General features: G+C 65.1%; 23 protein-coding genes. 7 read left to right on the top strand and 16 right to left on the bottom strand.

What is annotated here, in order from left to right; genetic code table 11:
* Positions 1–16: 16 nt before the first annotated feature.
* A complete protein-coding gene (locus AAIO73_RS02760) occupies positions 17–2290 on the bottom strand; it encodes a coiled-coil domain-containing protein (protein WP_345876079.1) in 2274 nt (757 codons plus the stop codon).
* A 96-nt stretch (positions 2291–2386) separates the two neighbouring features.
* Between AAIO73_RS02760 and AAIO73_RS02755 the strand changes: the two genes are divergently transcribed.
* On the top strand, positions 2387–2677 hold the full coding sequence (locus AAIO73_RS02755) for an Hpt domain-containing protein (protein ID WP_345876077.1): 291 nt from the start codon (positions 2387–2389) through the stop codon (positions 2675–2677).
* 3 nt (positions 2678–2680) lie between these two features.
* On the opposite strand, the gene AAIO73_RS02750 is transcribed toward AAIO73_RS02755, so the two are convergent.
* The 8 genes from AAIO73_RS02750 to AAIO73_RS02715 all read right to left on the bottom strand — a co-directional run bounded on the left by AAIO73_RS02750 (position 2681) and on the right by AAIO73_RS02715 (position 12127).
* Positions 2681–3859, bottom strand: coding sequence for a vWA domain-containing protein (locus tag AAIO73_RS02750; protein WP_345876076.1), 1179 nt, complete (start codon positions 3857–3859; stop codon positions 2681–2683).
* Positions 3860–3869: 10 nt separating this feature from the next.
* A complete protein-coding gene (locus AAIO73_RS02745; protein ID WP_345876075.1) occupies positions 3870–5255 on the bottom strand; it encodes a glycosyltransferase family protein in 1386 nt (461 codons plus the stop codon).
* Positions 5255–5797, bottom strand: coding sequence for a CHAP domain-containing protein (locus AAIO73_RS02740; protein WP_345876073.1), 543 nt, complete (start codon positions 5795–5797; stop codon positions 5255–5257). The genes AAIO73_RS02745 and AAIO73_RS02740 overlap by 1 nt, the downstream gene beginning before the upstream one ends.
* Before the next feature lie 85 nt (positions 5798–5882).
* The gene (locus tag AAIO73_RS02735) at positions 5883–6728 is read right to left on the bottom strand and encodes an AAA family ATPase (protein WP_345876332.1); all 846 of its coding nucleotides are present in this window, start codon (positions 6726–6728) and stop codon (positions 5883–5885) included.
* A gap of 50 nt (positions 6729–6778) precedes the next feature.
* The gene (locus AAIO73_RS02730; RefSeq protein ID WP_345876071.1) at positions 6779–7438 is read right to left on the bottom strand and encodes a DUF6975 family protein; all 660 of its coding nucleotides are present in this window, start codon (positions 7436–7438) and stop codon (positions 6779–6781) included.
* Between the two features lie 187 nt (positions 7439–7625).
* Positions 7626–9665: an RNA polymerase sigma factor RpoD gene (gene rpoD / locus AAIO73_RS02725; protein WP_345876069.1), complete on the bottom strand. Its 2040-nt coding sequence runs from the start codon at positions 9663–9665 to the stop codon at positions 7626–7628.
* Positions 9666–9830: 165 nt separating this feature from the next.
* Positions 9831–11636, bottom strand: coding sequence for a DNA primase (dnaG, locus tag AAIO73_RS02720; RefSeq protein ID WP_345876067.1), 1806 nt, complete (start codon positions 11634–11636; stop codon positions 9831–9833).
* Between the two features lie 38 nt (positions 11637–11674).
* Positions 11675–12127, bottom strand: a complete 453-nt coding sequence (locus AAIO73_RS02715) for a GatB/YqeY domain-containing protein (protein WP_345876066.1) — start codon at positions 12125–12127, stop codon at positions 11675–11677.
* 145 nt (positions 12128–12272) lie between these two features.
* On the opposite strand from AAIO73_RS02715, the gene carA reads away from it, so the two are divergent.
* The 4 genes from carA to AAIO73_RS02695 all read left to right on the top strand — a co-directional run bounded on the left by carA (position 12273) and on the right by AAIO73_RS02695 (position 18322).
* A complete protein-coding gene (gene carA, locus AAIO73_RS02710; RefSeq protein ID WP_345876065.1) occupies positions 12273–13469 on the top strand; it encodes a glutamine-hydrolyzing carbamoyl-phosphate synthase small subunit in 1197 nt (398 codons plus the stop codon).
* Positions 13470–13753: 284 nt separating this feature from the next.
* On the top strand, positions 13754–17086 hold the full coding sequence (gene carB / locus AAIO73_RS02705) for a carbamoyl-phosphate synthase large subunit (protein ID WP_345876062.1): 3333 nt from the start codon (positions 13754–13756) through the stop codon (positions 17084–17086).
* Between the two features lie 84 nt (positions 17087–17170).
* Positions 17171–17647 (top strand): transcription elongation factor GreA, encoded by a 477-nt coding sequence (gene greA, locus AAIO73_RS02700; RefSeq protein WP_242115654.1) that lies wholly within the window; start codon positions 17171–17173, stop codon positions 17645–17647.
* Between the two features lie 6 nt (positions 17648–17653).
* Positions 17654–18322 (top strand): rhomboid family intramembrane serine protease, encoded by a 669-nt coding sequence (locus tag AAIO73_RS02695; protein WP_345876059.1) that lies wholly within the window; start codon positions 17654–17656, stop codon positions 18320–18322.
* 149 nt (positions 18323–18471) lie between these two features.
* Here the strand turns inward: AAIO73_RS02695 and AAIO73_RS02690 are convergent, their stop codons facing one another.
* The 5 genes from AAIO73_RS02690 to AAIO73_RS02670 all read right to left on the bottom strand — a co-directional run bounded on the left by AAIO73_RS02690 (position 18472) and on the right by AAIO73_RS02670 (position 20422).
* Positions 18472–18693 (bottom strand): DUF4170 domain-containing protein, encoded by a 222-nt coding sequence (locus AAIO73_RS02690; protein WP_066687371.1) that lies wholly within the window; start codon positions 18691–18693, stop codon positions 18472–18474.
* Positions 18694–18785: 92 nt separating this feature from the next.
* The gene (locus AAIO73_RS02685) at positions 18786–19232 is read right to left on the bottom strand and encodes a hypothetical protein (RefSeq protein ID WP_345876054.1); all 447 of its coding nucleotides are present in this window, start codon (positions 19230–19232) and stop codon (positions 18786–18788) included.
* A gap of 4 nt (positions 19233–19236) precedes the next feature.
* Positions 19237–19548 (bottom strand): hypothetical protein, encoded by a 312-nt coding sequence (locus AAIO73_RS02680; protein ID WP_345876053.1) that lies wholly within the window; start codon positions 19546–19548, stop codon positions 19237–19239.
* A complete protein-coding gene (locus AAIO73_RS02675) occupies positions 19545–19880 on the bottom strand; it encodes a phage holin family protein (RefSeq protein WP_345876052.1) in 336 nt (111 codons plus the stop codon). Before AAIO73_RS02675 ends, AAIO73_RS02680 begins: the two co-directional genes overlap by 4 nt.
* Positions 19881–19888: 8 nt before the next feature.
* On the bottom strand, positions 19889–20422 hold the full coding sequence (locus tag AAIO73_RS02670) for a hypothetical protein (protein ID WP_345876050.1): 534 nt from the start codon (positions 20420–20422) through the stop codon (positions 19889–19891).
* A 144-nt stretch (positions 20423–20566) separates the two neighbouring features.
* On the opposite strand from AAIO73_RS02670, the gene eno reads away from it, so the two are divergent.
* Positions 20567–21841, top strand: coding sequence for a phosphopyruvate hydratase (gene eno, locus AAIO73_RS02665; protein ID WP_345876049.1), 1275 nt, complete (start codon positions 20567–20569; stop codon positions 21839–21841).
* A 139-nt stretch (positions 21842–21980) separates the two neighbouring features.
* Here eno and AAIO73_RS02660 read toward each other — a convergent pair whose 3' ends face one another.
* Both AAIO73_RS02660 and AAIO73_RS02655 read right to left on the bottom strand, forming a co-directional pair.
* A complete protein-coding gene (locus AAIO73_RS02660; protein WP_345876048.1) occupies positions 21981–22646 on the bottom strand; it encodes a DsbA family oxidoreductase in 666 nt (221 codons plus the stop codon).
* A 2-nt stretch (positions 22647–22648) separates the two neighbouring features.
* The gene (locus AAIO73_RS02655) at positions 22649–23293 is read right to left on the bottom strand and encodes an NAD(P)-dependent oxidoreductase (RefSeq protein WP_345876046.1); all 645 of its coding nucleotides are present in this window, start codon (positions 23291–23293) and stop codon (positions 22649–22651) included.
* Between the two features lie 120 nt (positions 23294–23413).
* Here AAIO73_RS02655 and AAIO73_RS02650 point away from each other — a divergent pair, with 120 nt between their 5' ends.
* Complete coding sequence (locus tag AAIO73_RS02650) at positions 23414–23788, top strand: winged helix-turn-helix transcriptional regulator (protein WP_345876044.1); 375 nt, start codon at positions 23414–23416, stop codon at positions 23786–23788.
* The last annotated feature ends 36 nt before the right edge of the window (positions 23789–23824 follow it).

The raw sequence follows: 23824 nt of genomic DNA, 5'->3' as shown, positions 1-23824 counted from the left end.
CCCGTTCAGTGACCGCTCAGTTGCGAAGCCGCTCGATCGCCTGCGCCAAGACGACGTACAGCTTGCCCATGTCCGACGACAGCAAGGTAACCCCCATCGGCGATCCGTCGCGCAGACCCAGAATCTGGCGCAGCATCGCTTCGAAATCATGAATGTAGCGGTTCACCTGATCGCGGAAGTCGGGATCGGCGTCGTACAGCGCCGCGATCTCGCGTGTCTGCGTACCGTCGACCAACCGCACCGCGCGGCGAGTAAAGACGCCGCGATCGCCCTTGAGATAGGCGGCCCATGCCGTATCGGACACATCGGTCGACAACGAACGGGCAATGTCGATCGCGGCCGAGTTCATCGCTTCGATCAACAACGATACGCGGCGCGAGAATTGGTCGCTGTCCGCCGCCTCGCGTTCGGCCTTGGCGATGGCGATCCGTTCGTCGAGTTGCTGGCTCGTCTCCGCGATGTCGAGCATCTGGCGTGCGAGCCGTTCCGATGCCTCGATCGCCGAGGCGACGGCGTGGTTGGCGATGGCGGACAGTTCGGCGACCTGCCCGGTCACCGCGCTATCTACGGCGTTGGCGAGCGCGCGGGCGCCCTTTGCCTCGAGATCGCGGGCGGCGTCGGGCAGGACCTTGGCCAGCGTCTCGCGTGCCTGTTCGCTGGCGGCCTCGGCGGTGTCGCGGATGCGGAGCATCGCTTCGGTCAGGCGCGGGGCGGCGTCTTCGGAGAAGTGGATCGTCGTGGCGATCGTCTCGTCGACGATGGTGCGGACGTTCTCGATCCGGTCGGCACCGCGATCAAGCGTGTCGAGCAGCGATTGCTGGACGGTCGACAACGTGTCGCGCTGCATCGCCACCACCCCGGCAATCGCCTCGATCGCCTCGTGCGTGCTCTCGGCGGCGGTCACTAGCGCGAGCAGTTCCGGCTTCGACTGGGCGACGACTGCCCGACTGGCGGCGATGCGGCTGTCGAGGCGGTCGAGCGCGCCGGGCAGCGTCTCGTCCATCTCGCGCGCGGCGGCATCGAGCGCGGTCAGTACTTCCTCGGCGCTGGCGATCACGCGGCGGGCGGTGACGTCGCCATTGGCGAGCGCTTCGGACAGGGCGTCAGCGACCTGGGTCAGCGCATCGACCGACCCGGCCACCGCCTGCGTCCGTTCGACACCGGTGATCCGCAGCCGTTCGAACCTTTCGTCGACCCCGGCGAGCCCATCGTCGAGCAGCGCCAGCAACGCCTCGCCATCGCGGCGACGATCGTTCAGCTGTCCGGCGAGCATCTGGATCGCCGCGTCGATCGCCGCCACGCGGCCGGCAAGCTGTTCGGCGCCCTCGCGACCGGCGCGTTCGATCGCCGATCCGTTCGCCTCGATCATGGCGATGGTCGCATCACCCTGTGCAGTAATCGCCTTGCGCGATTCATCGATCGCGGCGGCGGCGCGTTCGAGCACGGCGTCGATCGCTTCGGACATGGTGGCGATAACGGCTTCGAGGCGGGCGCCGGCGCTTTCGCTGGTCGCCTCCATCCGGTTCATAAGCGCAGCCAGCCGCTGTGCCGCGCCACCGGCCAGTTCGTCGGCTTCGCGCGAACGTTGCGCGACGACGTTCAGTTGCGCGTCGAGTGCAGCCACCCGTTCGCTGGCGGAGAGACCGGTCTTTTCGACCATCGCGGCCATCTCCGCCGCTTCGGCACGCGCGCGGGGCAGCGAGGACAGTACCGTCGACAGCCGCTGCTGCGTGGCATCGGCGACGCGGTCGAGCCGGCCGGCGGTCGTACCGATCGCCTCCACCTGTTCGCTCATGCCGGCGCTGACGCCGCGCAAGCGGTCGGTCGCATTGTCACCCAACGTCAGCAGCGACTGGGTCTGTTCGGCCAACTCCCTGCGCGATTCCGCCAGCGTTTGTCGTACACGCGCGATAACGGTGTCGAGTGCCTGCGCCTCGGCGCGCATCGCCTGTGCGGTGGCGGCGAAGCGGCGTGCCTCGGCGCGACTGTTCCGGCGCAGCAGCAACCAACCGACGCCCAGCAACATCGGCGGCACGCACAGCGCGGCGATGAACGATACCAGTCCGATCGGACCCAGTGCCGGCAGCGACGGGGCGCTCCATGCGAGCATGCCGCCGGTCCAGCCCGTCACGGCGACGGCGGCGAGGGTCGGCGCGATCCAGTTTCGCCCGATCGGTTCGGGATCTGCGGCCGCCTCCGCCAACCAGTGCTGCGCTTCCTCCTGTGCGACGTGGCCGTCGTCGGAATGCTGGTGCGGCTGTTCCAGCCCGCTGATCGAACCCCCATTCATGCGCCATCGTCTATCATGGACCTTTCCCCAACGACAGAGCGGTCGGACGATCAGCCGGCAACGCTTTATTAACCTTTGACCCCGTATCGTGCGGCCATGGTCTATGATCCCGGAGCAATCGATGCGGCGCTGGCGGCGGCGTTGGGCGACGAACCCCAACTGATCGCCGAGCTTCGCCGTGCCTTTGTCGACAGCGCCCAGAAGGCGCTTAGCATGCTGGAGGCGGCAGATGCGGAAGGCTGGCAGCCGGCCGCGTTCCGGCTGAAAGGGCTCGCCGCCAGCTTCGGCGCGGTCGACCTGATGGCGCTGTCCACCGCTGCGGCGGCGGCGCCGGCGGGTGATCCGGTCATGCTTGCCAAGCTGCACGAGGCAGTCGGCGACCTCTGAGCGCTATCGCTGGCGCGACAATTCGCGCATGGCGGCGTCCAGCCCATCTAGGGTCAGCGGATACATCCGGTCGGCGAACAGGTCGCGGACCAGCCTTGTCGAATGCGACCATTGCCAATGGTCCTCCGGCGCCGGATTGATCCATGCCGCCGAGCGCCAGTGCGCGGTCAGGCGTTGCAGCCAGACCGCACCAGCCTCCGCATTCATATGTTCGACCGATCCGCCGGGGTGCAGTATCTCATAGGGGCTCATCGCGGCATCGCCGACGACCACCAACCGATATTCGGGACCATAGGTCCGCAACAGTTCGGCAGTGGAGGTTTGTTCGGCCCAGCGGCGGCGATTGTCGCGCCAGACGCCTTCGTAGATGCAGTTGTGGAAGTAGAAGAAATCGAGATGACGAAACTCCGCCGTCGCGGCGGAAAACAGCTCCTCGACCTGTGTAACGAACGGGTCCATCGACCCTCCCACATCGAGGAACAGCAGCAGTTTGACGGTATTGCGCCGCTCGGGACGCATCGCGACGTCGAGAAAGCCGCGTCGTGCCGTTCCAGCAATCGTCGCGTCGAGATCGAGTTCGTCGGCGGCGCCTTCGCGAGCGAAGCGACGCAGGCGGCGTAGTGCGACCTTGAGGTTGCGCGTGCCGAGTTCGCGCTGATGGTCGAGATTGCGAAATTCCCGCTGTTCCCAGACCTTGACCGCACGGCGATGCCGGCTTTCGCCACCGATACGGACGCCCTCCGGGTTGTAGCCGCCATGGCCGAATGGGCTGGTGCCGCCCGTGCCGATCCATTTCGATCCGCCTTCATGTCGCTCCTGCTGCTCGGCAAGCCGCTGGCGCAGCAGGTTCATCAACGCGTCCCAGTCGCCGGTCGGAGCTATTTTCGCCATGTCCTCGGGCGAAAGATATCGCTCGGCAACGCGCCGAAGCCATTCGTCGGGCAGCAGGACGGGATCGACGCCGCCCGAATTCTGGATACCGGCAAAGACCTGTCCGAACACGCGGTCGAACCGGTCGATCAGTCCCTCATCCTTCACGAAGGTCGCGCGGGCAAGGTGGTAGAAGCTGTCGAGGTTGGAATCGATCACCCCGCGTTCGAGTGCGTCGAGCAGGACCAGATGCTCGCGGATACTGACGGCGATGCCGGCACTGCGTAGCGCGTCGACGAAGGAATGGAACATGGACGGGCATTTAGCGCGCCCGGGCGTATAAGCGCCAGTGGCTGCCCGACAGGCCGGTCGGGTCGCCGCGTGCGATCTCTCCATAACGTCGGCCGCAGCGGACGAGGGGGTCGGGGAAGGGGTTGTTGCCATCGCGTTCGATGAAGCGGAACCGTGCGCATGGGCTGTCGGCGATCGTCAGTGAGTAACGCTGCGATCGGGCGGCGGCTTTCAGGATGGCGGTCGAGCGCGACAATGCTACCGAGACGGCGGCACCATCCGGCGCGACGGCGGCCAGCGTTCGTACTGCGCGCGACGGGTCCCCGCGCAAATTCTCGACGAGCGCCACATCCCGTTCGATCGCCTTCCAGCAAAAAACGGCGCCGGCGACGAGGATGGGGAGACGCCAGACCTGTCGCTTAGTCCACAGCGCGGGCAGGCTGATCGACGCCAACAGCAGCAACGGCGGGACGGCGATAATGTAATAGCGGGCGGCGCCGCTGTTGGGCAGAGCGAGAAGGGCCACCGCCAAGGGCAACCCGATCGCGCTCAACAGGACGAGGCCGATGAAGCGATCGCGGACGATACCGGCGGAAAGGACGACGACCGGGGCGATGACCCAGAACCCGACGCTCCATGCCCATAATTGTTCGAGCGCAAGTAGCCACTTCGCCGCGTCATGCGGCTCGCGTGCGCCGAACTGGAACCCAGCCTGACTGGTCGCCGCCGCCGTCCAGGCGATCGCGATGAGCAACAGGACGGCGGTCGCGGCAGGCAGGAACAGGCGTAACGTCGCCTGCATCGCGCGCCGGAAACCGACGAGGCGCCACTGTTCGACCAAAACCCATATCCCGAGCGCGGTCAGACCGAATACCATGGTCGCCTGCGACAGGCACCCGAACACCGCGGCCAGCGCAATGGCGATCGCGGCAGGTGGCGCGGCAGGCTCGGCAAGCCAGCGGTCGGCCACGCCGATCGCGGCGACCCAGGCGAGCAGCATAGGCGCATAGCCGCGCGCTTCCGACCCCAAAGTCACCAGAAAGGGCGACAGGGCAAAGGCAATGGCGGCGAGGATCGCCGACGCTGGCCCGCGCCGCAACGCGATCGCCGCGGCGATCGGGATGGTCGCGGCGCTGGTGACGATCGACAGCGCACGCTGGAGCAGCGGCGGGGCGGTACTGCCGACCCATTGCAACCACAGGCTGTTGAGATGGTGGTTGTTGTCGTGATTGATCCGGACGAACACGCCGGCCGGAGTCCCGACATCCTGGGCGACCACTGCCGACCAGGCCTCATCGAGCCACAAGCCGCCGCGTGCGGCGAGGATGCGCAGGCCCAGTCCGGCAAGGGTAAGGAGCGCGATTGTCGTCCAGGTACCGCGCCGTTGCCGCGTCGTCTTCGGCAGCGGCGGGATCATCAACGCGCGTAGGCGTCGATCAGCGACCCGACATAATCCGGTGCCTTGCCGCTGAGTTCGGCAGCGGGGCGGGGACCGTAGATGAAGCCGTGGGTCGGATATTCCGACCCGCCCAGCCCCTGCGTATCGCGATACCAGACCTTCACCTTCGTCCAGTCGCCCCTGGTCGATACGTCGAATACGGTCACATCCTGTTCGACTCCACCGCGCACGCCATTGATCCGCGACCAGTTGGCATGGGTGACCATGGCGACGCGCGGTTCGACGACGCGGCTGATCACAAGGACATGGCCGAGCGGCAGGCGATCAGTCCTGGCGAAGGCGAGGACGGCGCCGACCTTCGGCTTATGCCCGCGCGGATAGCGACCCTCGGCCTGATCCCACCATGTCCAGGCGTCGCCATAGATCTCGACGCCCGACGCCGCACGGGCAAAGGGCACGCACTGCCCGACATAGTCTAGCAACGAACGCGCGCCGACCGGCACGCTGACGAGGGCGGCGAAGGCAAGGAGCAGGATGCCCCGGACAAGCGAACCGAACATGATGACGATCCTGCCGAACGATGGTCGCCAAGTGATTGCGGAACATGGTTAACAAATCGTCGACAGCGCGCAACCCCCGTTGCGATCAGCCGCCTTTGCGCCGGTGAAGGAAGGCCAGCCGTTCGAACAGCATCACATCCTGCTCGTTCTTGAGCAGCGCACCGTGCAGGGGCGGGATCGCCTTGGCCGGGTCGTGCGACGCCAGCACCTCCAGCGGCATGTCGTCGTGGAGCAGCAGCTTCAGCCAGTCGAGCAACTCGCTGGTCGACGGTTTTTTCTTCAGCCCCGGCGTCTCGCGCACTGCGAAGAACAGGTCGAGCGCGCGGTTGACCAACAGCGTCTGGATGCCCGGAAAATGCACGTCGATGATCGCCTGCATCGTCGCGCGGTCGGGGAAGCGGATATAGTGGAAGAAACAGCGGCGCAGGAACGCGTCGGGCAGTTCCTTTTCATTGTTCGACGTGATGACGACGATCGGGCGTTCGCGCGCGGTCACGCGCTCGCCGGTTTCGTACACGTCGAACGCCATGCGATCGAGTTCGTGCAGCAGGTCGTTCGGGAATTCGATATCGGCCTTGTCGACCTCGTCGATCAGCAGCACCGGCAGCGTCGGGCTGACGAACGCGTCCCACAATTTGCCGCGGCGGATATAGTTGGCGATGTCATGGACACGCGGATCGCCGAGCTGTCCGTCGCGCAGCCGCGCCACCGCGTCATATTCGTACAACCCCTGCTGCGCACGGGTCGTCGACTTGACGTTCCATTCGATCAGCGGGGCGCCGATCGCCCGTGCGATCTCCTGTGCCAGCACGGTCTTGCCGGTGCCGGGTTCGCCCTTCACCAGCAATGGCCTGCGCAGCGTCACCGCCGCATCGACCGCTACCTTCAGGTCGTCGGTCGCCACATAATTGCCGGTCCCTTCGAACCGCATCGCCCGTTTCTCGCCCATGGGCGAGCGATACGGGCAGATGGCGCTCGATGCTAGCCGCGGCTTTCGGCGCGTGCGGCGACCAAATCCCACAGACCGCGATGCTGGGCGACCAATTGCTGGATGCCGAAGGTCATCGCCCGCTCGACCGCCGCGTTGACGGCGATCGCCTCAATCAACTGGCGGGTGTCCGCGGGTGAGGGCAGGGTGCAGGGGATGATGTCGATGCCCATCCGGTCGGCCGCCGCATCGAGCGCGCGACGGATCACCGGCCAGTCGAGCGTGACCGCGATCGCGGCGCCCAGCGCGCAACCGGGGCGGATCGAGCGCGACAGCAGATCGATCGCGTTGCGCTGGGTGGCAAGGGCAGCTTCCGCCGCAGCCTGTCCGGGGGTTCCCGGCGGCGGCCCGGCAGCGGCGGCGACGCGGATCAGATAGGCGCGTTCCTCGACAAAGGCGGCGCTGGCATGCGCTAGCCAGTCATCGGCCGCAGCGTTGTTGGTGGCGCTGGTCGCCAGATCGACGACGCCCGGATGGCGTCCGTGCAGCGTGCACAGCTGATGCAATGCATCTGCTACATCGCGGATCGCCACGCCACCGCGCGACAACCGTTCGGGCGTGGAATGGGTGCCGCTTCCGTCGGCATGAACGATCTGCACCAGCCGGTCGGCGACGCCCCAATCATTCGTGTCGTTCGCTATCGCAACTGTCACCAATGGCTCCCAATTCCGTCCGGGCGGGCGATCCCCCGGTCGACTGATGGTATGCCTGCAAGAGATAACCCAAGCGCGTAGGAACAAGGTTTCCAGCGCTTTAACCGCGCTTAACGCGGGGATATGCGCTTCGGTCCGACGCCGAAACGAAACGCCCCGGCGCTGTGGAAGGGCCGGGGCGGGTCGGTTACTGGTCGAGGAAAGAGCGCATCTTGCGACTGCGGCTCGGGTGCTTGAGCTTGCGCAGCGCCTTCGCTTCGATCTGGCGGATGCGTTCGCGGGTCACGCTGAACTGCTGCCCGACTTCCTCGAGCGTGTGGTCGGTGTTCATGCCGATGCCGAAGCGCATGCGTAGCACGCGTTCCTCGCGCGGTGTCAGGCTGGCGAGGACGCGGGTGACCGTTTCCTTCAAATTCGCCTGGATCGCGGCATCGACCGGGATGATCGCGTTCTTGTCCTCGATGAAGTCGCCGAGGTGCGAATCCTCCTCGTCACCGATCGGCGTCTCGAGGCTGATCGGTTCCTTGGCGATCTTCATCACCTTGCGAACCTTCTCGAGCGGCATCGACAGCCGTTCGGCCATCTCCTCCGGCGTCGGTTCGCGGCCCTGTTCGTGCAGGAACTGGCGGCTGGTGCGGACAAGCTTGTTGATCGTCTCGATCATATGGACTGGAATGCGGATCGTCCGCGCCTGATCGGCGATCGAGCGGGTGATCGCCTGCCGGATCCACCACGTCGCATAGGTGCTGAACTTGTAGCCGCGGCGATATTCGAACTTATCGACCGCCTTCATCAGCCCGATATTCCCCTCCTGGATTAGGTCGAGGAATTGCAGCCCGCGATTGGTGTATTTCTTGGCGATGGAGATGACGAGGCGCAGGTTCGCCTCGACCATTTCCTTCTTGGCGATGCGCGCTTCGCGTTCGCCCTTTTGCACCATGTTGACGATGCGGCGGAATTCGCTGAGCGCCATGCCGGTCTGCTGCGCGATCTCGGCGATTTCGGTGCGGATGCGGTCTACGGCGCCGCCTTCGTTGCCGGCGAACGCCTTCCACTTCTTGTCGATCGTCGCGACCGAGGTCAGCCACTGTTCGTCGAGCTCGTGATCGACATAGCTGTCGAGGAACGCCTTGCGCGGCACCTTGTGCCTCTCCGCCAGCCGCAGCATCTGTCCACCCAGCGCGGTCAGGCGCCGGTTATAGGCATAGAGCTGATCGACGAGATATTCGATCTTCGCCTGGTGGAACTGGACGCTTTCAACCTCGGCGGTCAGCTCTTCACGCAGCTTCTGATATTTGCGTTCCTCGGCACCCGACAGACCGTCGCCCGTCGCCATCGCGTCCAAGCGCTGCGACTGCATCTTCGAGAATTTCTTGAAGATGGCGGTGATGTTGGCGAACTTCTCCAAAGCCTGCGGCTTGAGCTGTTCCTCCATCTGCGCGAGGCTGAGAGTGTTGTCCTCGTCGTCATCGTCGCTCGGACGCGGCGCACGGCGTTCGCCATCCTCGTCCTCGTCGGCCGACGCTTCCTCGGGCTCTTCCTCTTCCTTGAAGCTGGGGCCGGCATTCTTCGACGAAATCTCGCCATTGTCGTCGGCGTCCTCGTCGTCGGACAGCGATTCCGGCGCAGGATCCTTCGACAGCATCGCATCGAGATCGAGGATCTCGCGCAGCTGCATCGTGCCTTCGTTCAGCGCGGTCGACCAGCCGATAATCGCGTTGAAGGTGATCGGCGATTCGCACAGGCCGAAGATCATCGTGTCGCGACCGGCCTCGATCCGCTTGGCGATGGCGATCTCACCCTCGCGGCTGAGCAGTTCGACCGCGCCCATTTCGCGCAGGTACATGCGGACCGGATCGTCGGTCCGGTCGACGGTTTCCTTTTTCTTGACCGGTTCGAACGCCGCGGACGCATCGTCCTGGTCGGTCGACGCTTCGTCGTCGCCTTCCTCGTCCTGCTTGGCGCGTTCCTCGCTCTCGCCGTCCTCGCCCGCGTCTTCGTTCTCGACGACGTTGACGCCCATGTCGTTCAGCGCCGACATGATGTCCTCGATCTGCTCCGAGGTCATCTGATCCTGCGGCAGCATTTCGTTCAACTGGTCGACGGTGATGTAGCCGCGCTTCTTGGCACGCGCGACCAGCTTCTTGATCGATCCTTCGTTCAGGTCGATCAGCGGCGCGTCGCCGGTATCGATCGTGTCGTCGCCGCCACCATTCGCCTTGGCCATCAATAACCCTCAGAAATATATGCAGCGCGTTCGCCTCGCGCTATTTTACCGGTCGTCTTCGTCCGACACCGCCGGATTTGCAAGCCAAGAGCGTGCATTCGGGCGATCCGGTCGCGGATTTCCGGCAATTCTACGACGGCGATATGGGAAAGACGGGCGGGGGGATCAAGCCGCCTCGTCCAGTTCCTCCATCCAGCTGCGGATGCGCGCCTGAACCGCGGCATGGTCGGACCGCGCCTGTTGATAGTCGGCGAAGGTTCGCTCGGTCGTATCCTGCCGACAGCGTTCGGCGGCGGCATTCTCGGCGCGGCGGCACGCCTGTTCGTCGACGAGGATCTGGATCACGCGGAGCAGATCGGTCTCGGCCGTGCCGCGATCGGCCTCACGCAGCCAGAAGCTGAAGGCGAGGTCGGTTTCCTTGTTGCGCCGCGCCATGTCGACGAGTTGCCGGTCGCTGGCGATCGTGTCGCTCAACAGGCTTTCGCTCAGGTCGTTGCGGTAGATGGCGAGGTCGATCAGGTGGTTGCGCCAGCGTTGCAATTGCTGGTTCTTGATCGGCAGTTGCGCGATCAGTTCGCAGTGGCGGGTTAGAACGTCGACATGCTGCATCAGCCCCATCAACACCGCGCGCTGGAAGGCGAAGACCAGATCGACTTCCTTGACGTCCGCCGCCGCCGCCATGTCGTTGGCGACGATGCGTAGGCGGCGATCCTTGGCGCCGAACAGCGCGAAGAACTGGTCCTTGAAGGTGCGGAAATATTCGCGGCGGATGCCTTCATGGGTGATCGTGCCGGCAAGGCGGGCGAGTTCATGTTCGAACGCCGCCCGCTCGTCGGGGCCAGCACCGGGGGGAAGGGTTGCCAACTCCAGCCGCCACAGGAAGTCGGACAGCGATTCGCGGCGGGCGAGCAGGTCCTCGAATGCCTGCGGCCCTTCGGCACGGACCAGATCGTCGGGGTCCATGCCGTCGGGGATGGTGACGATCGAAATGCTCTTGCCCGGTTGCAGCAGCGGCAGCGCACGTTCGGCGGCGCGTCGTGCCGCCTTGATCCCGGCCGCGTCACCGTCGAAACACAGGATCGGACAGTCGGCCATGCGCCACAGCCGTTCAAGTTGATGTTCGGTCAGCGCGGTGCCGAGCGGGGCGACGACCTCATCGAAGCCGGCCTGCGCCAGCGCGATGACGTCCATATAGCCCTCGACCGCGATCACCCGCTTCGCCTTGCGCGCGGCGGCCTGTGCCCGGTCGATGTTGTAGAGGGTACGCCCCTTGTCGAAGAGCGGGGTTTCGGGCGAGTTCAGATATTTCGGCTCGCCATCGCCGAGAATGCGCCCGCCGAACGCGATCGTCCGCCCGCGCGCGTCGCGGATCGGGATCATCAGCCGTCCGCGGAACCGGTCATAGGGCTCCTTGCCCTCGACGGAGATCAGCATGCCTGATTCGACGAGCATCGGCTCGCCATACGACGCGAGCGCCGCCTTCAACCGGCCACGCGCATCGGGGGCAAAACCCATGCCGAAGGTGCGCGCGGTCTCAGGCTTGATGCCGCGTTTGGCGAGGGCGTCGCGGGCGATGCCGCCTTCGTCGCCCAGCCGGTCCGCAAACCATGTCTGCGCATCGGCCATCAGTTCGTGCAGGCCTTTGGCGCGCTCCGCCTGCCGGGCAGAGCGCGCGTCCTGCGCGGGCATTTCCATGCCGGCGGCGGCGGCCAGTTCCTTCACTGCATCGATGAAGGGCAGGCCCCGCTGATCGGTCATCCAGCGGATCGCATCGCCATGCGCCCCGCAGCCGAAGCAATGGTAAAAACCCTTGTCGTCATTGACCCAGAAGCTCGGCGTCTTCTCGGTATGGAAAGGGCAGCACGCCTTGTGCTCGTTGCCCGAGCGCTGGAGCTTCACCGATTTGCCGACCAGCGCCGACAGCGTCGTGCGGGTGCGCAACTCGTCGAGGAACTGGGGCGATAGGGTCATGGCTCTTTATGCCCCGAACGGAACGGGTACGGCAACGCTTAACTCAGCGCCGCCTTCACCGCTGCGCTGGCCTTGCTCATGTCGAGTTCGCTGCCGTGGCGGGACTTCAGCTCGGCCATGACGCGGCCCATGTCCTTCATGCCGGTCGCGCCAAGATCGGCCTTGATCGCCTCGATCGCCGCGGCGGTCTGTGCCTCATCCATCTGCTGCGGCAAAAAGCGTTCGATGACGGTCACTTCGCGCGCTTCACTGGCGGCCAACTCGGGGCGATTGCCTTTCTCGTACATCTCGATCGATTCGCGGCGCTGCTTGACCATTTTCTGCAGCACTTCGACAACCAGCGCGTCGTCGCTGTCGGGAGCCTTGCCGGTGCGTGCCTCGATGTCGCGGTTCTTGATAGACGACTGGATCAGGCGGATCGTGGCGGTCGTCTCCTTGTCGCCGCCCTTCATGGCGGTGACGAGGGCGTCCTTGATGGTGTCGCGAATCATGGCGGTTCCAGTGTCTCTCATTCGGATAAGCGATCACGCATAGCCGCAATCGATCCGCGATCACAGGATTGACGGCGCGGGACGTTGGGACTAGCCGCCACCGCTTAGCGACATCATCAGACAAACCCAGGAGTGCCCGCCTATCATGGCCGACGCCAAGCCATTTGCCATGCCCGAAGGAGCCACCGGGGTCCTTGTCCTTGCCAATGGCGACGTGCTGTGGGGCCGTGGCTTCGGGGCCGAGGGCGCAGCGGTCGGCGAGGTGTGCTTCCACACCGCGATGACCGGCTATCAGGAGATCATGACCGATCCGTCCTTCGCCGGGCAGATCATCACCTTCACCTTCCCGCACATCGGCAATGTCGGCACCAATGTCGACGACGTCGAGGCGAACGACCCGCACGCGCTGGGCATGATCGTCCGCGAAGATGTGACCGCGCCGTCGAATTTCCGGTCGAACGAGAATCTTGACGCGTGGATGGCCCGCCACAACCGGATCGGGCTGGCGGGGATCGACACCCGCGCGCTGACCCGCCGCATCCGGCAGGGCGGGGCGCCGAACGGCGTTATCGCGCACTCGGCAAGCGGCGAGTTCGACATTCCGGTGCTGCTAGCACAGGCGCAGGCTTGGCCGGGTCTGGAGGGTATGGACCTTGCCAAGACCGTGTCGTGCGAGACGCATTACGGCTGGGCCGGCGGGGCGTGGCATCTGGGCAAGGGCTATGACGACAGCACCCGACCGGAAGGTGACGAAGGTGCCACGCAAAGCATATCGCGTCCGCATGTCGTTGCCATCGATTATGGCAGTAAGCGTAATATCTTCCGCAACCTTGTTCACGCTGGTGCTGAAGTAACCGTGCTACCGGCCACCGCGACCTATGAAGAGGTGATGGCGGCGAACCCTGACGGCATCTTCCTGTCAAATGGTCCTGGCGATCCCGCCGCTACCGGTGAATATGCGGTGCCGGTGATCCGCAAGCTGCTCGACACTGGCAAGCCGCTGTTCGGCATCTGTCTGGGCCACCAGTTGCTCGGCCTAGCCGTCGGCGCGACTACGACCAAGATGCATCAGGGCCATCGCGGTGCGAACCACCCGGTCAAGCGTCTGTCGGACGGCGCGGTCGAGATCACCAGCATGAATCATGGCTTTGCGGTTGAGCGCGACAGCCTGCCGGAGGGCGTAGTCGAGACGCATGTGTCGCTGTTCGACGGGTCAAACGCCGGTATCGAAGTTGACGGCGGCCGCGCGTTTTCGGTTCAGTATCACCCCGAGGCGTCGCCCGGACCGCAGGACAGCTTCTATCTGTTCGAGCGGTTCGTGGGGATGATGAAGGACCGCTGATTGTTCGTGCTGACTTTCCTTCTTGCCGTTCAGGCTGGCGCATCGGTCGGGTCGACCGGTGCCGCCGCGGTGACGCAGGCGAAGCTCGATCGAATGACGCAGCGATGCAATGCTCCTCGAAATTGGTTGAAGCATCTGGGCGGTAACCAAGTTTACGTACGGCCTTCCCGTGGCGGGTCTTTCAAGAAGATCGATTGCATACTTAGCCAATTGAAAAACAGCGGACTCCCGATGGACCTTGGGTTCGTCGGTAACGAGGCCCCAGCAAACGGACTGGATCACTAATGCCAAATCGCACCGACATTTCGTCCATCCTCGTCATCGGCGCGGGGCCGATCGTCATCGGCCAGGCTTGCGAGTTCGATTATTCGGGCGTGCAGGCGATCAAGGCGTTGAAGGAGGAGGGCTATCGCATCGTCCTCGTCAATTCCAACCCCGCGACGATCATGACCGATCCGGAACTGGCCGACGCGACCTATGTCGAGCCGATCACCCCGGCGGTCGTCGCCAAGATCATCGAGAAGGAGCGCCCCGATGCGGTGCTGCCGACGATGGGCGGACAGACCGCGCTGAACACCGCGCTGGCGCTGGCGAATGACGGTACGCTTGAAAAGTTCGGCGTGCAGATGATCGGCGCCGATGCCGAGGCGATCGACAAGGCCGAGGACCGTCAGAAGTTCAAGGTCGCGATGGAGAAGATCGGCCTTGAATCCGCGCGCAGCCATATTGCCCATACCGAAGCGGAGGCGCTGGCCGGGCTGGAGCATGTCGGGCTGCCCGCGATCATCCGCCCGTCGTTCACGCTGGGCGGCACCGGCGGCGGCGTCGCCTATAATCGCGACGAGTTTCTGCGCATCGTCCGCGAAGGGTTGGACGCGTCGCCGACCACTGAGGTGCTGATCGAGGAATCGCTGCTCGGCTGGAAGGAATATGAGATGGAGGTCGTCCGCGATCGTGCGGACAATGCCATCATCGTGTGTTCGATCGAGAATATCGACCCCATGGGCGTCCATACCGGGGATTCGATCACCGTTGCCCCGGCGCTGACGCTGACCGATAAAGAGTACCAGATCATGCGCAATGCATCGATTGCGGTACTCCGGGAAATCGGCGTCGAAACAGGGGGTTCGAACGTACAGTTCGCGGTCAATCCGAAGGACGGCCGCCTGATCGTCATCGAGATGAACCCGCGCGTGTCGCGCTCGTCGGCGTTGGCGTCGAAGGCAACCGGCTTCCCGATCGCCAAGGTCGCGGCGAAGCTGGCGGTCGGCTATACGCTCGACGAGATCACCAACGACATTACCGGTGCGACGCCGGCATCGTTCGAACCGACGATCGATTATGTCGTCACCAAGATTCCGCGCTTCGCCTTTGAAAAGTTCAAGGGGTCGCAGGCGGTGCTGTCGACGGCGATGAAGTCGGTCGGCGAAGTCATGGCGATCGGCCGTAACATCCATGAATCGATGCAGAAGGCGCTGCGCGGTCTGGAAACCGGGCTGTCGGGCTTCAATACCGTCGAACGCCTTGCCGGTGCGCCGCGCGCGGAGATCGAGGCGGCCTTGGCCGTCGCGACGCCCGATCGGCTGCTGGTTGCGGCACAGGCGCTGCGCGAAGGCTTCAGCGTCGCCGAAGTCCATGCCATCGCAAAGTACGATCCGTGGTTCCTCGAACGCATGGCGGAAATCGTCGCGGCGGAAACCGAAGTTTGCACCAACGGGCTGCCGCAGGACGCGGCGGGGATGCGCCGGCTCAAATCAATGGGCTTCTCCGACAAGCGGCTGGCATGGCTGGCGCTGCAATCGGCCAATCTACGCGGCATGGAGCGCGGCATCGCGCGCGGATCGGGCCTGATCCACGAGGTCGTCAAGATGATGACCGGCGGCGTGACCGAGGACGAGGTGCGTCAACATCGGCACAAGCTGGGCGTGCGGCCGGTCTTCAAGCGCATCGACACCTGCGCCGCCGAGTTCGAGGCGAAGACGCCGTATATGTATTCGACCTACGAAGCGCCGACCTTTGGCGAGCCGGAGGATGAGAGCCAGCCGTCGGACCGCAAGAAAATCGTCATCCTCGGCGGCGGGCCGAACCGGATCGGGCAGGGGATCGAGTTCGACTATTGCTGCTGCCATGCGTGCTTCGCGCTGAGCGATGCCGGCTATGAAACGATCATGGTCAACTGCAACCCGGAGACGGTGTCGACCGATTACGACACGTCGGACCGGTTGTATTTCGAACCGCTGACCGCCGAGGACGTGCTGGAAATCCTGCATGTCGAGGCATCGAAGGGCGAGCTGGTCGGGGCGATCGTGCAGTTTGGCGGGCAGACGCCGCTGAACCTTGCCCGTGCGCTCGAGGCGGCCGGTATCCCGATCCTGGGCACCACGCCCGATTCGATCGATCTGGCGGAAGATCGCGAGCGGTTCGCCGATCTGGTCACCTCGCTGGGGCTGCTCCAGCCGGCCAACGGCCTGGCGCGCAGCCGCGACGAGGCAGCGGTGATCGCAGAGCGGATCGGCTATCCGGTGCTGATGCGGCCGAGCTATGTGCTGGGCGGGCGGGCGATGGAGATCGTCGATTCGCTGGGGCAGCTCGACGACTATATCCAGACCGCCGTGCAGGTGTCGGGGGACTCCCCCGTCCTGATCGACCAGTATCTGCGCGACGCGATCGAGGTCGATGTCGACGCGATCGCGGACGGGGACGACGTCGTCGTCGCGGGGGTGTTGCAGCATATCGAGGAAGCGGGCGTCCATTCGGGCGACAGTGCCTGTTCGATGCCGCCCTATTCGCTGACCGCCGACGTCATTGCCGAGATCGAGCGGCAGACCGTAGCGCTGGCCAAGGCATTGAACGTCAAGGGGCTGATGAACATCCAGTTCGCGGTCAAGGACGGAAAGGTCTATCTGATCGAGGTCAATCCGCGCGCCAGCCGCACGGTGCCGTTCGTCGCCAAGGCGATCGGGACGCCGGTCGCCAAGATCGCGGCGCGGGTAATGGCGGGCGAAAAGCTGGCCAATCTGCCGACCATCGACCGCGACATCGATCATGTCGCGGTCAAGGAAGCGGTATTCCCCTGGGGCCGCTTCCCCGGCGTCGATCCGGTGTTGTCGCCGGAAATGAAGTCGACCGGCGAAGTCATGGGGATCGATGGCGATTTCGCCACCGCCTTTGCCAAGGCGCAGATGGGCGCCAACATCGTCCTGCCCAAGAGCGGCACGGTGTTCGTGTCGGTCAAGTCGAGCGACAAGCCGGTGATCCTGCCGGGCGTGCAGTTGCTGGTCGAACTGGGCTTCCGGATCGTCGCGACCAGCGGCACCGCCGATTATCTTTCCGAGAACGGCGTACCGGTCGAACGGGTGAACAAGGTGGCACAGGGGCGTCCGCACATTGTCGACAAGATTTTCGACGGCGATATCGCGATGATCTTCAACACCACCGAAGGCTGGCAGTCGCTTAAGGACTCCGAATCGATCCGTGCTTCGGCGCAGTCGCAGAAGGTGCCCTACTTCACTACGGCGCCCGCCAGCGTCGCGGTGGCGCAGGCCATTCAGGCGCTGGGTGCCCGCTCCCTTGAAGTGCGGCCGTTGCAGTCCTATTATTCGCAATCGCACAACTGATCCCCATCAGCGGAATGTTGCGCGCGGACGGGCAGGGAGGCCCGTCCGTGTGTCGGGGGTAATGACAAAAGGGACGCGCGCGCGATGGCGACGGTCGAAAAGATGCCGATGTTGCAAGAGGGCTATGATCGCCTGACGGCGCACCTCAAGCAACTGAAGGTCGAACGGCCGCAGATCATCGACGCGATCGAGGAAGCGCGCGCCCATGGCGACCTGTCCGAAAACGCCGAATATCATGCGGCGAAGGAACGGCAGGGGCAGATCGAGGCGTCGATCGCCGATATCGAGGACAAGCTGAGCCGCGCGCAGGTCATCGATCCGAAGGACCTGTCGGGTGACAAGGTCGTGTTCGGCGCGACCGTGACGCTGCTCGACGAGGATGACAAGGCGGTCACCTACCAGATCGTCGGCCAGACGGAGGCGGACGCGAAGTCGGGCCGCATTTCGTACAACTCGCCGATGGGCCGTGCACTGATCGGCCGCAAGGTCGATGACGACGTCGAGGTGACGGTGCCGTCGGGCGACCGTTATTACCAGATCTCGAAGATCGAGTTCATCTAAACCCCTATGTTCGAACGGCGTCCTTCCCCGTCGATCCTCGCGATCGGCGGGTCGATCGCGTGCGTGAGCGCATGGCTGATCCTGACCGGCGGCGTGTGGAGCGCGGCGATCGCGGCGGGCTTCGTGCCGCTGCGCATGACCAGCCATGTCGCGTCGATCGAGGGGTTTGCGCCGTTCGTGCCGCTATGGCTGACGCCGATCACCGCCGCCTTCATTCATGATGGGTGGGTGCATCTGGCGTTCAATCTGCTGAGCCTTGCGATCGTCGGTACGCCGACGCAGCGGGCGGTGGGGCTTCGCGGGGTACTGGTGTTGCTGTTGGTCGGTGCCTATGCATCGGTCGCGGCGCAGTGGCTGGCGGGACCGCGCTCGCCCGCGCCGATGATCGGGGCAAGCGGAGCGATCTCGGCGCTGATCGGCGCCTATGCGCTGCTGTTCGGCGGTGGCAAGGCGAAGGCGATCGGGCCGGTGCCGGCGCATGTCGTGCATGCGGTGTGGCTGGGGGTGAGCTGGACGGTGCTCAACCTCGCCATCGGCTGGGCGAGCGCGGGGAGCGAGATGCCGATCGCCGGGGCCGCGCATGCCGGCGGGTTTATCGCGGGCATGGTATTGCTGCGGCCGTTGTTGCGGTGGCGTTGGGGTGCGCGGGTGCTGAAAACCGACACCCCGAATTAGCATACGGCCGTTCGTACTGAGTAGGGGCTGAGCGAAGTCGAAGACCCGTATCGAAGTACCTGCCACGGACGGTCGTTCGATACGCCGCTTGGACAGGCTCAGCGGCTACTCAGGACGAACGCATCATCCTGATTGAAAGGTCGAGGGCCTTACGCCGCCGGCAGTTCCGGTTCGAGCAGGCGGTGCAGATGCACCACCACATATTTCATTTCGGCATCGTCGACGGTCCGCTGCGCCGCGGCGCGCCATGCCTTTTCGGCGCTGGCATAGTCGCCGAAGATGCCGACGACGTCGATCGCCTTCAGATCGGCGAAGTCGAGCGTGCGCGGATCGGAGACGCGGCCGCCGAAGACGAGGTGAAGTTTGCTCATGGTCGTTCCCGCAGTGCAAAAAAAGATACGCCCAGCCCGCATAGCGGACCGGGCGTACCCTTCAACCCAGAATCTGGGATTTGCGCGACCGATCAGTTCTTGACCGCGGCCTTGCCGCTATCGGCGGCAGCCTGCACCACCGCGCTGAACGCCGAACGCAGCTGTTCCTTGGCGCCGTCCTTGCTCGGCAGCGCGGCGGTCAGCTGTTCCTTGCCGACGTCGCGCGCGGTTGCGGCAGCGGCGGTGGCGGCGGCCGCCAGCTTCTTGCCGAGCGGGGCGAGCGTCTTCGTCTCCTGCGCGGTACGCGGCAGCAGCGCGCCGACGACGGCACCGAGTGCGAGGCCGCCGGCCAGAACCGCAAGCGGATTGGTCTCGATCGTCTCCGACGCGCGCTGCGCCGCTTCATGGGCAGCGTCCGACGCGCGCTTGGCAGCGTCGTGCGCGGCGTCGCTGGTCGCATGGGCGGCAGTCGACGCCTTTTCCTTCAGCGTATCGATGGTGCCCGTGGTTTCGTGCGGGGCGGTCTTGAGTTCGCTCATGATGTCATTCCTTGTTCGGGACGGGCGGGGGCGGGGCGATGGGGGGCGGCGGGGGCGGTGGTGTCCTGCGGAACAGCCGGGCGATACGCTTGCGGGCAAGCAGCGCGATGACGCCGGTGGCGATGCCAGCCGCGACGCCGGGACGCTCCATAACGACCGCGACGCCGTCCTCCGCCTTGTCGCGCAGGTCGTCGGCGACGTTCGAGGCGATGGTCGATGGCGACAGGCGGTGCTTGGCTTCGGCAAGGCTAGCCTGCAACCGGGCGCGCTTGAGCAGCGCATCGGCGCGGGCGGCGGCAAGGGTTGGCGGCATCATCGGCCGTCTCCGAGAGGCGCGACGACGCGCTTGAAGCTCGCCAGCGCGATCTTGGCGAGAATGGCCGCGATCCCGAGCGCCACGACGACGACCAGCAACGTCGCCCAGCCCGGCCCCATGACCGGCCGCAGCGACAGGATCGCCCCGACCAGCAACGCGGTCACCGCCGACAGGGCAATGACTACCGCACCGACCGCGAGGCCGGCGGCGATGCCCGCCTGCGATCCGCGGGTGCTGGCGACCGTCTTCCACAGCGTGACTTCGGCACGGGCATAGGCCTTCGCATCCTCGACGACGCGACCGACGACCGTTCCCAGCCCCTCGTCCCCCATGATCGGGCTCAGCCCTTGACCACGGGGGTGTCGGCGTCGGTGCCCGCCTTGACGATGCGCGCCAGCACGAAGCCCAGCGCAGCGGCGGTGCCGATCGCGATCGCCGGGCTCTTGCGGACGAAATCGCTGGCATCGGCGATCAGGTCGTCGACTTCCTTGCCGCGCAGATTGTCCGAGAAGCCCGAAATCGCCTGCGCCGCCGAACGGGCATATTGGCCATATTGTTCGCCGAGCTTTTCATCGACGGTGCTGGCGGCATCTTCCATGAGCTTCGAGAATTCATCGAGTGCGCCGGTCGCACGCAGCTTGCCCTCATCGGCGAGGCCGCGTGCCTTTTCGGTGGCCTTGGCGCTCAGCTTCGACGCTTCGTCCTTGAGCGTCTGCTTGGCGCTGCCGGTCGAGGTCGCTTCCGAATCGAACGAGGTCGTGGCGGCCGGGGTGAATTCGACGGTGCCGCCCGTGGCGGGCGTGATGTCGGCATTAAAGTCGACGGCGGTGTCGCTGGTGGTCGGCGAGCCGCCGGTCCGATTGAAGTCGGTCATAACGAATCCTTTCTTCGTTTCGGGACGATAACCATGCGGCAATGCTCGGGTTCCGTTGCGCGCACAGGATTTGCGAGGCACGGGCCGAATGGATACAGGGACCGCGACCACGCCGTTCCGCACGGACATAAAGGGAGTCGTTACGTGACCGCAATCATTCAGGTGCATGGCCGCCAAATCCTCGACAGCCGCGGCAATCCGACCGTCGAGGTCGACGTGCTGCTGGAGGATGGCAGCTTCGGCCGCGCCGCGGTCCCGTCGGGCGCGTCGACCGGCGCGCACGAAGCGGTCGAGAAGCGCGACGGCGACAAGTCGGTCTATCTCGGCAAGGGCGTGCTGGCCGCCGTCGAGGCGGTGAACGGCGACATCGCCGAGGCGGTGCTGGGCATGGATGCCGAGGACCAGAGCGACATCGACAACGCGATGATCCAGCTCGACGGCACCGACAATAAGGGCCGGCTGGGCGCGAACGCGATCCTCGGTGTCAGCCTCGCGGTGGCGAAGGCGGCGGCGGATGCGCGCGGCCTGCCGCTGTACCGCTACGTCGGCGGCGTGTCGGCGCATCTGTTGCCAGTGCCGATGATGAACATCATCAATGGCGGCGAACATGCTGACAACCCGATCGATTTCCAGGAATTCATGGTGATGCCGGTCGGTGCCGACAGCATTGCCGAAGCCGTCCGGTGCGGTTCGGAAATCTTCCACACGCTGAAGAAGGGGCTGTCGGAGAAGGGCCTTGCCACCTCGGTCGGTGACGAAGGCGGTTTTGCGCCGGCGCTCAGCAGCACGATCGATGCACTCGACTTCATCATGCAGAGCATCGAGCGGGCGGGCTACAAGCCGGGCGACGACGTGATGCTCGCGCTAGATTGCGCCGCGACCGAATTCTTCAAGGGCGGGCGCTATGAGATGGTCGGCGAGGGTAAGTCGCTGTCGCCGGTCGAGATGGCCGATTACCTCGCCGATCTCGCCGCGCGCTATCCAATCCTGTCGATCGAGGACGGCATGTCGGAGGACGATTTCGAGGGTTGGAAGGCGCTGACCGACAAGATCGGCGACAAGGTCCAACTGGTCGGCGACGACCTGTTCGTGACCAATCCGAAGCGGCTGGCCATGGGTCTGAAGCAGGGCCTCGCCAACTCGCTGCTGGTGAAGGTCAACCAGATCGGCACGCTGACCGAGACGCTGGAGGCGGTGAACCTCGCCCAGCGCAACCGCTATACCGCCGTCATGTCGCACCGTTCGGGCGAGACCGAGGACGCGACGATCGCCGACCTCGCGGTCGCCACCAACTGCGGCCAGATCAAGACCGGGTCGTTGGCGCGATCGGACCGGCTTGCCAAGTACAACCAGCTGATCCGGATCGAGGAAGAGCTGGCCGGCGCGGCGCGCTATGCGGGGCGTTCGATCCTGCGTTGATCGCGGAATGAGGGAAGGGGGCGTCGGTGCGAGCCGGCGCCCCCTTTTTTTGCGTCCGTCCGTTGACGAAAGGCCGGCAAGCCTTTTCCCGCCGTGCGGCGACGTTCGCGTTTCACCGCTCCGGCAACGTGATCGAGTCCTATCCGGTTGCAGCGATGGCAGACGCCTGACGGATGGCGGCCGCAAGTTCGTCCTCGCTGCGGCCGCCGTTGATGGCGATGCGGTCGCCGAAGACGAAATGGGGCACCGACCGAACCCCCGCCGCCGCGGATTGTGCCGCTGCTACGTCCACCCGGCGATGTTGCGCAGGGTCGAGGACAATTGCGCGCGCTTCCTCGCCCTCGAACCCGTGCCGGGTCGCGATATCGGCGAGCACGTCGGCGTCCGATATATTCCGTGCATCGAGGAAATACGCCTTCGTGATAGCGACGGCGAGGGCATGTTGCGTCCCCCGTTCCCGGGCGGCGAGGATCAACCCATGCGCTGGCTGGGTTCGGTACATCCATGGCTGGCGGCTGAGATCGAGCGCGAGGCCCGATGCCCGTGCCTCCGCCTCGGGACGGGCGAACGCCGCCCGGACATCGGTCACGCCGTAGCGCGCGCGGAGCAGATCAGCGACATACAGGCCCTGCGGCGGGGCGTCGGGCAACAGCAGCACCGGATGCTGACGGACGTCCACCGAGAGGTCGGGAAACCGCTCCGCCAACACCTTGTCGAGACGGTGATGCCCGATGATGCACCACGGGCAGACAATATCGGTATAGAGATCGATCCGCAGCACGACAGCTTCCTTTCGTTCATCCATCTTCATCGGCGATCCGCGATCCCCGGTGCGGCGCGGAGATGGTCGGTGGCCGTCACCTGATCGACCAGAAATTTCGCAAGATTGCCCCGTGACAGCTTCATTCCGAGCTTCGTCCGGCCGTACCAGCCGATGGCGATCCGCCCCGTTGCGGCTCCGTCGTGCAGGTTCGGGATTCGCACCAGCGTCCAGTCGCGCGAGGAGCTTCGTACCAGTTCGGCGGTCGCGCGAATATCGTCCGAGGCGTTACGGGCGATCAGCCTGAACAGCAGCACGGAGGCGCGCGACGGCAGGTCGAATCCGTCCTTCGGATCACGACAGGCGGGTGTCGAGACCTGGATCAGGCGGCGGACGTGCAATTCCTCCATGACCGAAATGATCGTGGCGACGCCGCGCATGATCGGCCGTTTTTCGCGGGCGCTCAGGCTGTTGGGCCCGAGGGCGCTGATGACGGCATCGGCGCCCGTGATGCATGCCTTGATCGCGTCGCGATTGCTGAGGTCGCCGACCACGATCTCGACCCGGTCGGCGAAGGCGGCGAGCTTTGCCGGGTCGCGTGCGAAGACCGAAAGCGCATACCCCCGCGCCAGCGCCGTTTCGATGATGTGCCGTCCGGTCGGGCCCGTCCCGCCGAAGAGAGCGATCTTCATCGCATATCCTTCCGATCCACGGTTCCGCCACAGGAACAAGGTGGTAACAAATTGTTACCGACGCTATTAAAGTGACCGCACTGCCCCCTGCAAGAAGGCACGCCGATGAAACCAGGTCACATGGAATTTACCGCTCCGGGCCGTCACGACGACTGCGGCATGGTGCGCGAGATACTCGACCGCATCGGCGATAAATGGAGCCTCTACATCATCGCGACGTTGAAGGACGGGCCGGTGCGGTTCAACGCGTTGCGACGTCGGATCGACGGCATCTCGCAGCGCATGTTGACGATCACGCTACGCGGGCTGGAACGCGACGGTATGGTGCGCCGGACCTTGTTCCCCACCATCCCGCCGCGGGTCGAGTATGAACTGACGGATATTGGCAGGTCGCTGCTCGCGCCGGTCATGGCGCTAACGATGTGGGCCGATGCGAACCGGACGAATATTCGCGACGCTCGCCTGCGCTATGATGCGGGCGGGGATGGGGCGTAGCGAAGGGCGCCGGGCCACGCGGATACGCGGCCCGGC

The organism is Sphingomonas epibiotica (assembly GCF_039615155.1).
Taxonomy (GTDB): Bacteria; Pseudomonadota; Alphaproteobacteria; order Sphingomonadales; family Sphingomonadaceae; genus Sphingomonas.
This window is presented reverse-complemented; position numbering and strand designations above follow the sequence as displayed.

What these genes read in the sequence shown, in the direction of transcription:
- AAIO73_RS02670 (WP_345876050.1), bottom strand. Translation starts at nt 20,422, where the DNA reads ATGACCGACTTCAATCGGACCGGCGGCTCGCCGACCACCAGCGACACC.
- AAIO73_RS02650 (WP_345876044.1), top strand. Translation starts at nt 23,414, where the DNA reads ATGGAATTTACCGCTCCGGGCCGTCACGACGACTGCGGCATGGTGCGC.
- dnaG (WP_345876067.1), bottom strand. Translation starts at nt 11,636, where the DNA reads ATGACCCTATCGCCCCAGTTCCTCGACGAGTTGCGCACCCGCACGACG.
- AAIO73_RS02755 (WP_345876077.1), top strand. Translation starts at nt 2,387, where the DNA reads ATGGTCTATGATCCCGGAGCAATCGATGCGGCGCTGGCGGCGGCGTTG.
- AAIO73_RS02695 (WP_345876059.1), top strand. Translation starts at nt 17,654, where the DNA reads ATGTTCGAACGGCGTCCTTCCCCGTCGATCCTCGCGATCGGCGGGTCG.
- AAIO73_RS02690 (WP_066687371.1), bottom strand. Translation starts at nt 18,693, where the DNA reads ATGAGCAAACTTCACCTCGTCTTCGGCGGCCGCGTCTCCGATCCGCGC.
- AAIO73_RS02680 (WP_345876053.1), bottom strand. Translation starts at nt 19,548, where the DNA reads ATGATGCCGCCAACCCTTGCCGCCGCCCGCGCCGATGCGCTGCTCAAG.
- AAIO73_RS02735 (WP_345876332.1), bottom strand. Translation starts at nt 6,728, where the DNA reads ATGCGGTTCGAAGGGACCGGCAATTATGTGGCGACCGACGACCTGAAG.
- AAIO73_RS02675 (WP_345876052.1), bottom strand. Translation starts at nt 19,880, where the DNA reads ATGGGGGACGAGGGGCTGGGAACGGTCGTCGGTCGCGTCGTCGAGGAT.
- greA (WP_242115654.1), top strand. Translation starts at nt 17,171, where the DNA reads ATGGCGACGGTCGAAAAGATGCCGATGTTGCAAGAGGGCTATGATCGC.
- AAIO73_RS02660 (WP_345876048.1), bottom strand. Translation starts at nt 22,646, where the DNA reads ATGGATGAACGAAAGGAAGCTGTCGTGCTGCGGATCGATCTCTATACC.
- AAIO73_RS02745 (WP_345876075.1), bottom strand. Translation starts at nt 5,255, where the DNA reads ATGATCCCGCCGCTGCCGAAGACGACGCGGCAACGGCGCGGTACCTGG.
- AAIO73_RS02685 (WP_345876054.1), bottom strand. Translation starts at nt 19,232, where the DNA reads ATGAGCGAACTCAAGACCGCCCCGCACGAAACCACGGGCACCATCGAT.
- AAIO73_RS02655 (WP_345876046.1), bottom strand. Translation starts at nt 23,293, where the DNA reads ATGAAGATCGCTCTCTTCGGCGGGACGGGCCCGACCGGACGGCACATC.
- carA (WP_345876065.1), top strand. Translation starts at nt 12,273, where the DNA reads ATGGCCGACGCCAAGCCATTTGCCATGCCCGAAGGAGCCACCGGGGTC.
- rpoD (WP_345876069.1), bottom strand. Translation starts at nt 9,665, where the DNA reads ATGGCCAAGGCGAATGGTGGCGGCGACGACACGATCGATACCGGCGAC.
- AAIO73_RS02750 (WP_345876076.1), bottom strand. Translation starts at nt 3,859, where the DNA reads ATGTTCCATTCCTTCGTCGACGCGCTACGCAGTGCCGGCATCGCCGTC.
- AAIO73_RS02760 (WP_345876079.1), bottom strand. Translation starts at nt 2,290, where the DNA reads ATGAATGGGGGTTCGATCAGCGGGCTGGAACAGCCGCACCAGCATTCC.
- AAIO73_RS02740 (WP_345876073.1), bottom strand. Translation starts at nt 5,797, where the DNA reads ATGTTCGGTTCGCTTGTCCGGGGCATCCTGCTCCTTGCCTTCGCCGCC.
- carB (WP_345876062.1), top strand. Translation starts at nt 13,754, where the DNA reads ATGCCAAATCGCACCGACATTTCGTCCATCCTCGTCATCGGCGCGGGG.
- AAIO73_RS02715 (WP_345876066.1), bottom strand. Translation starts at nt 12,127, where the DNA reads ATGATTCGCGACACCATCAAGGACGCCCTCGTCACCGCCATGAAGGGC.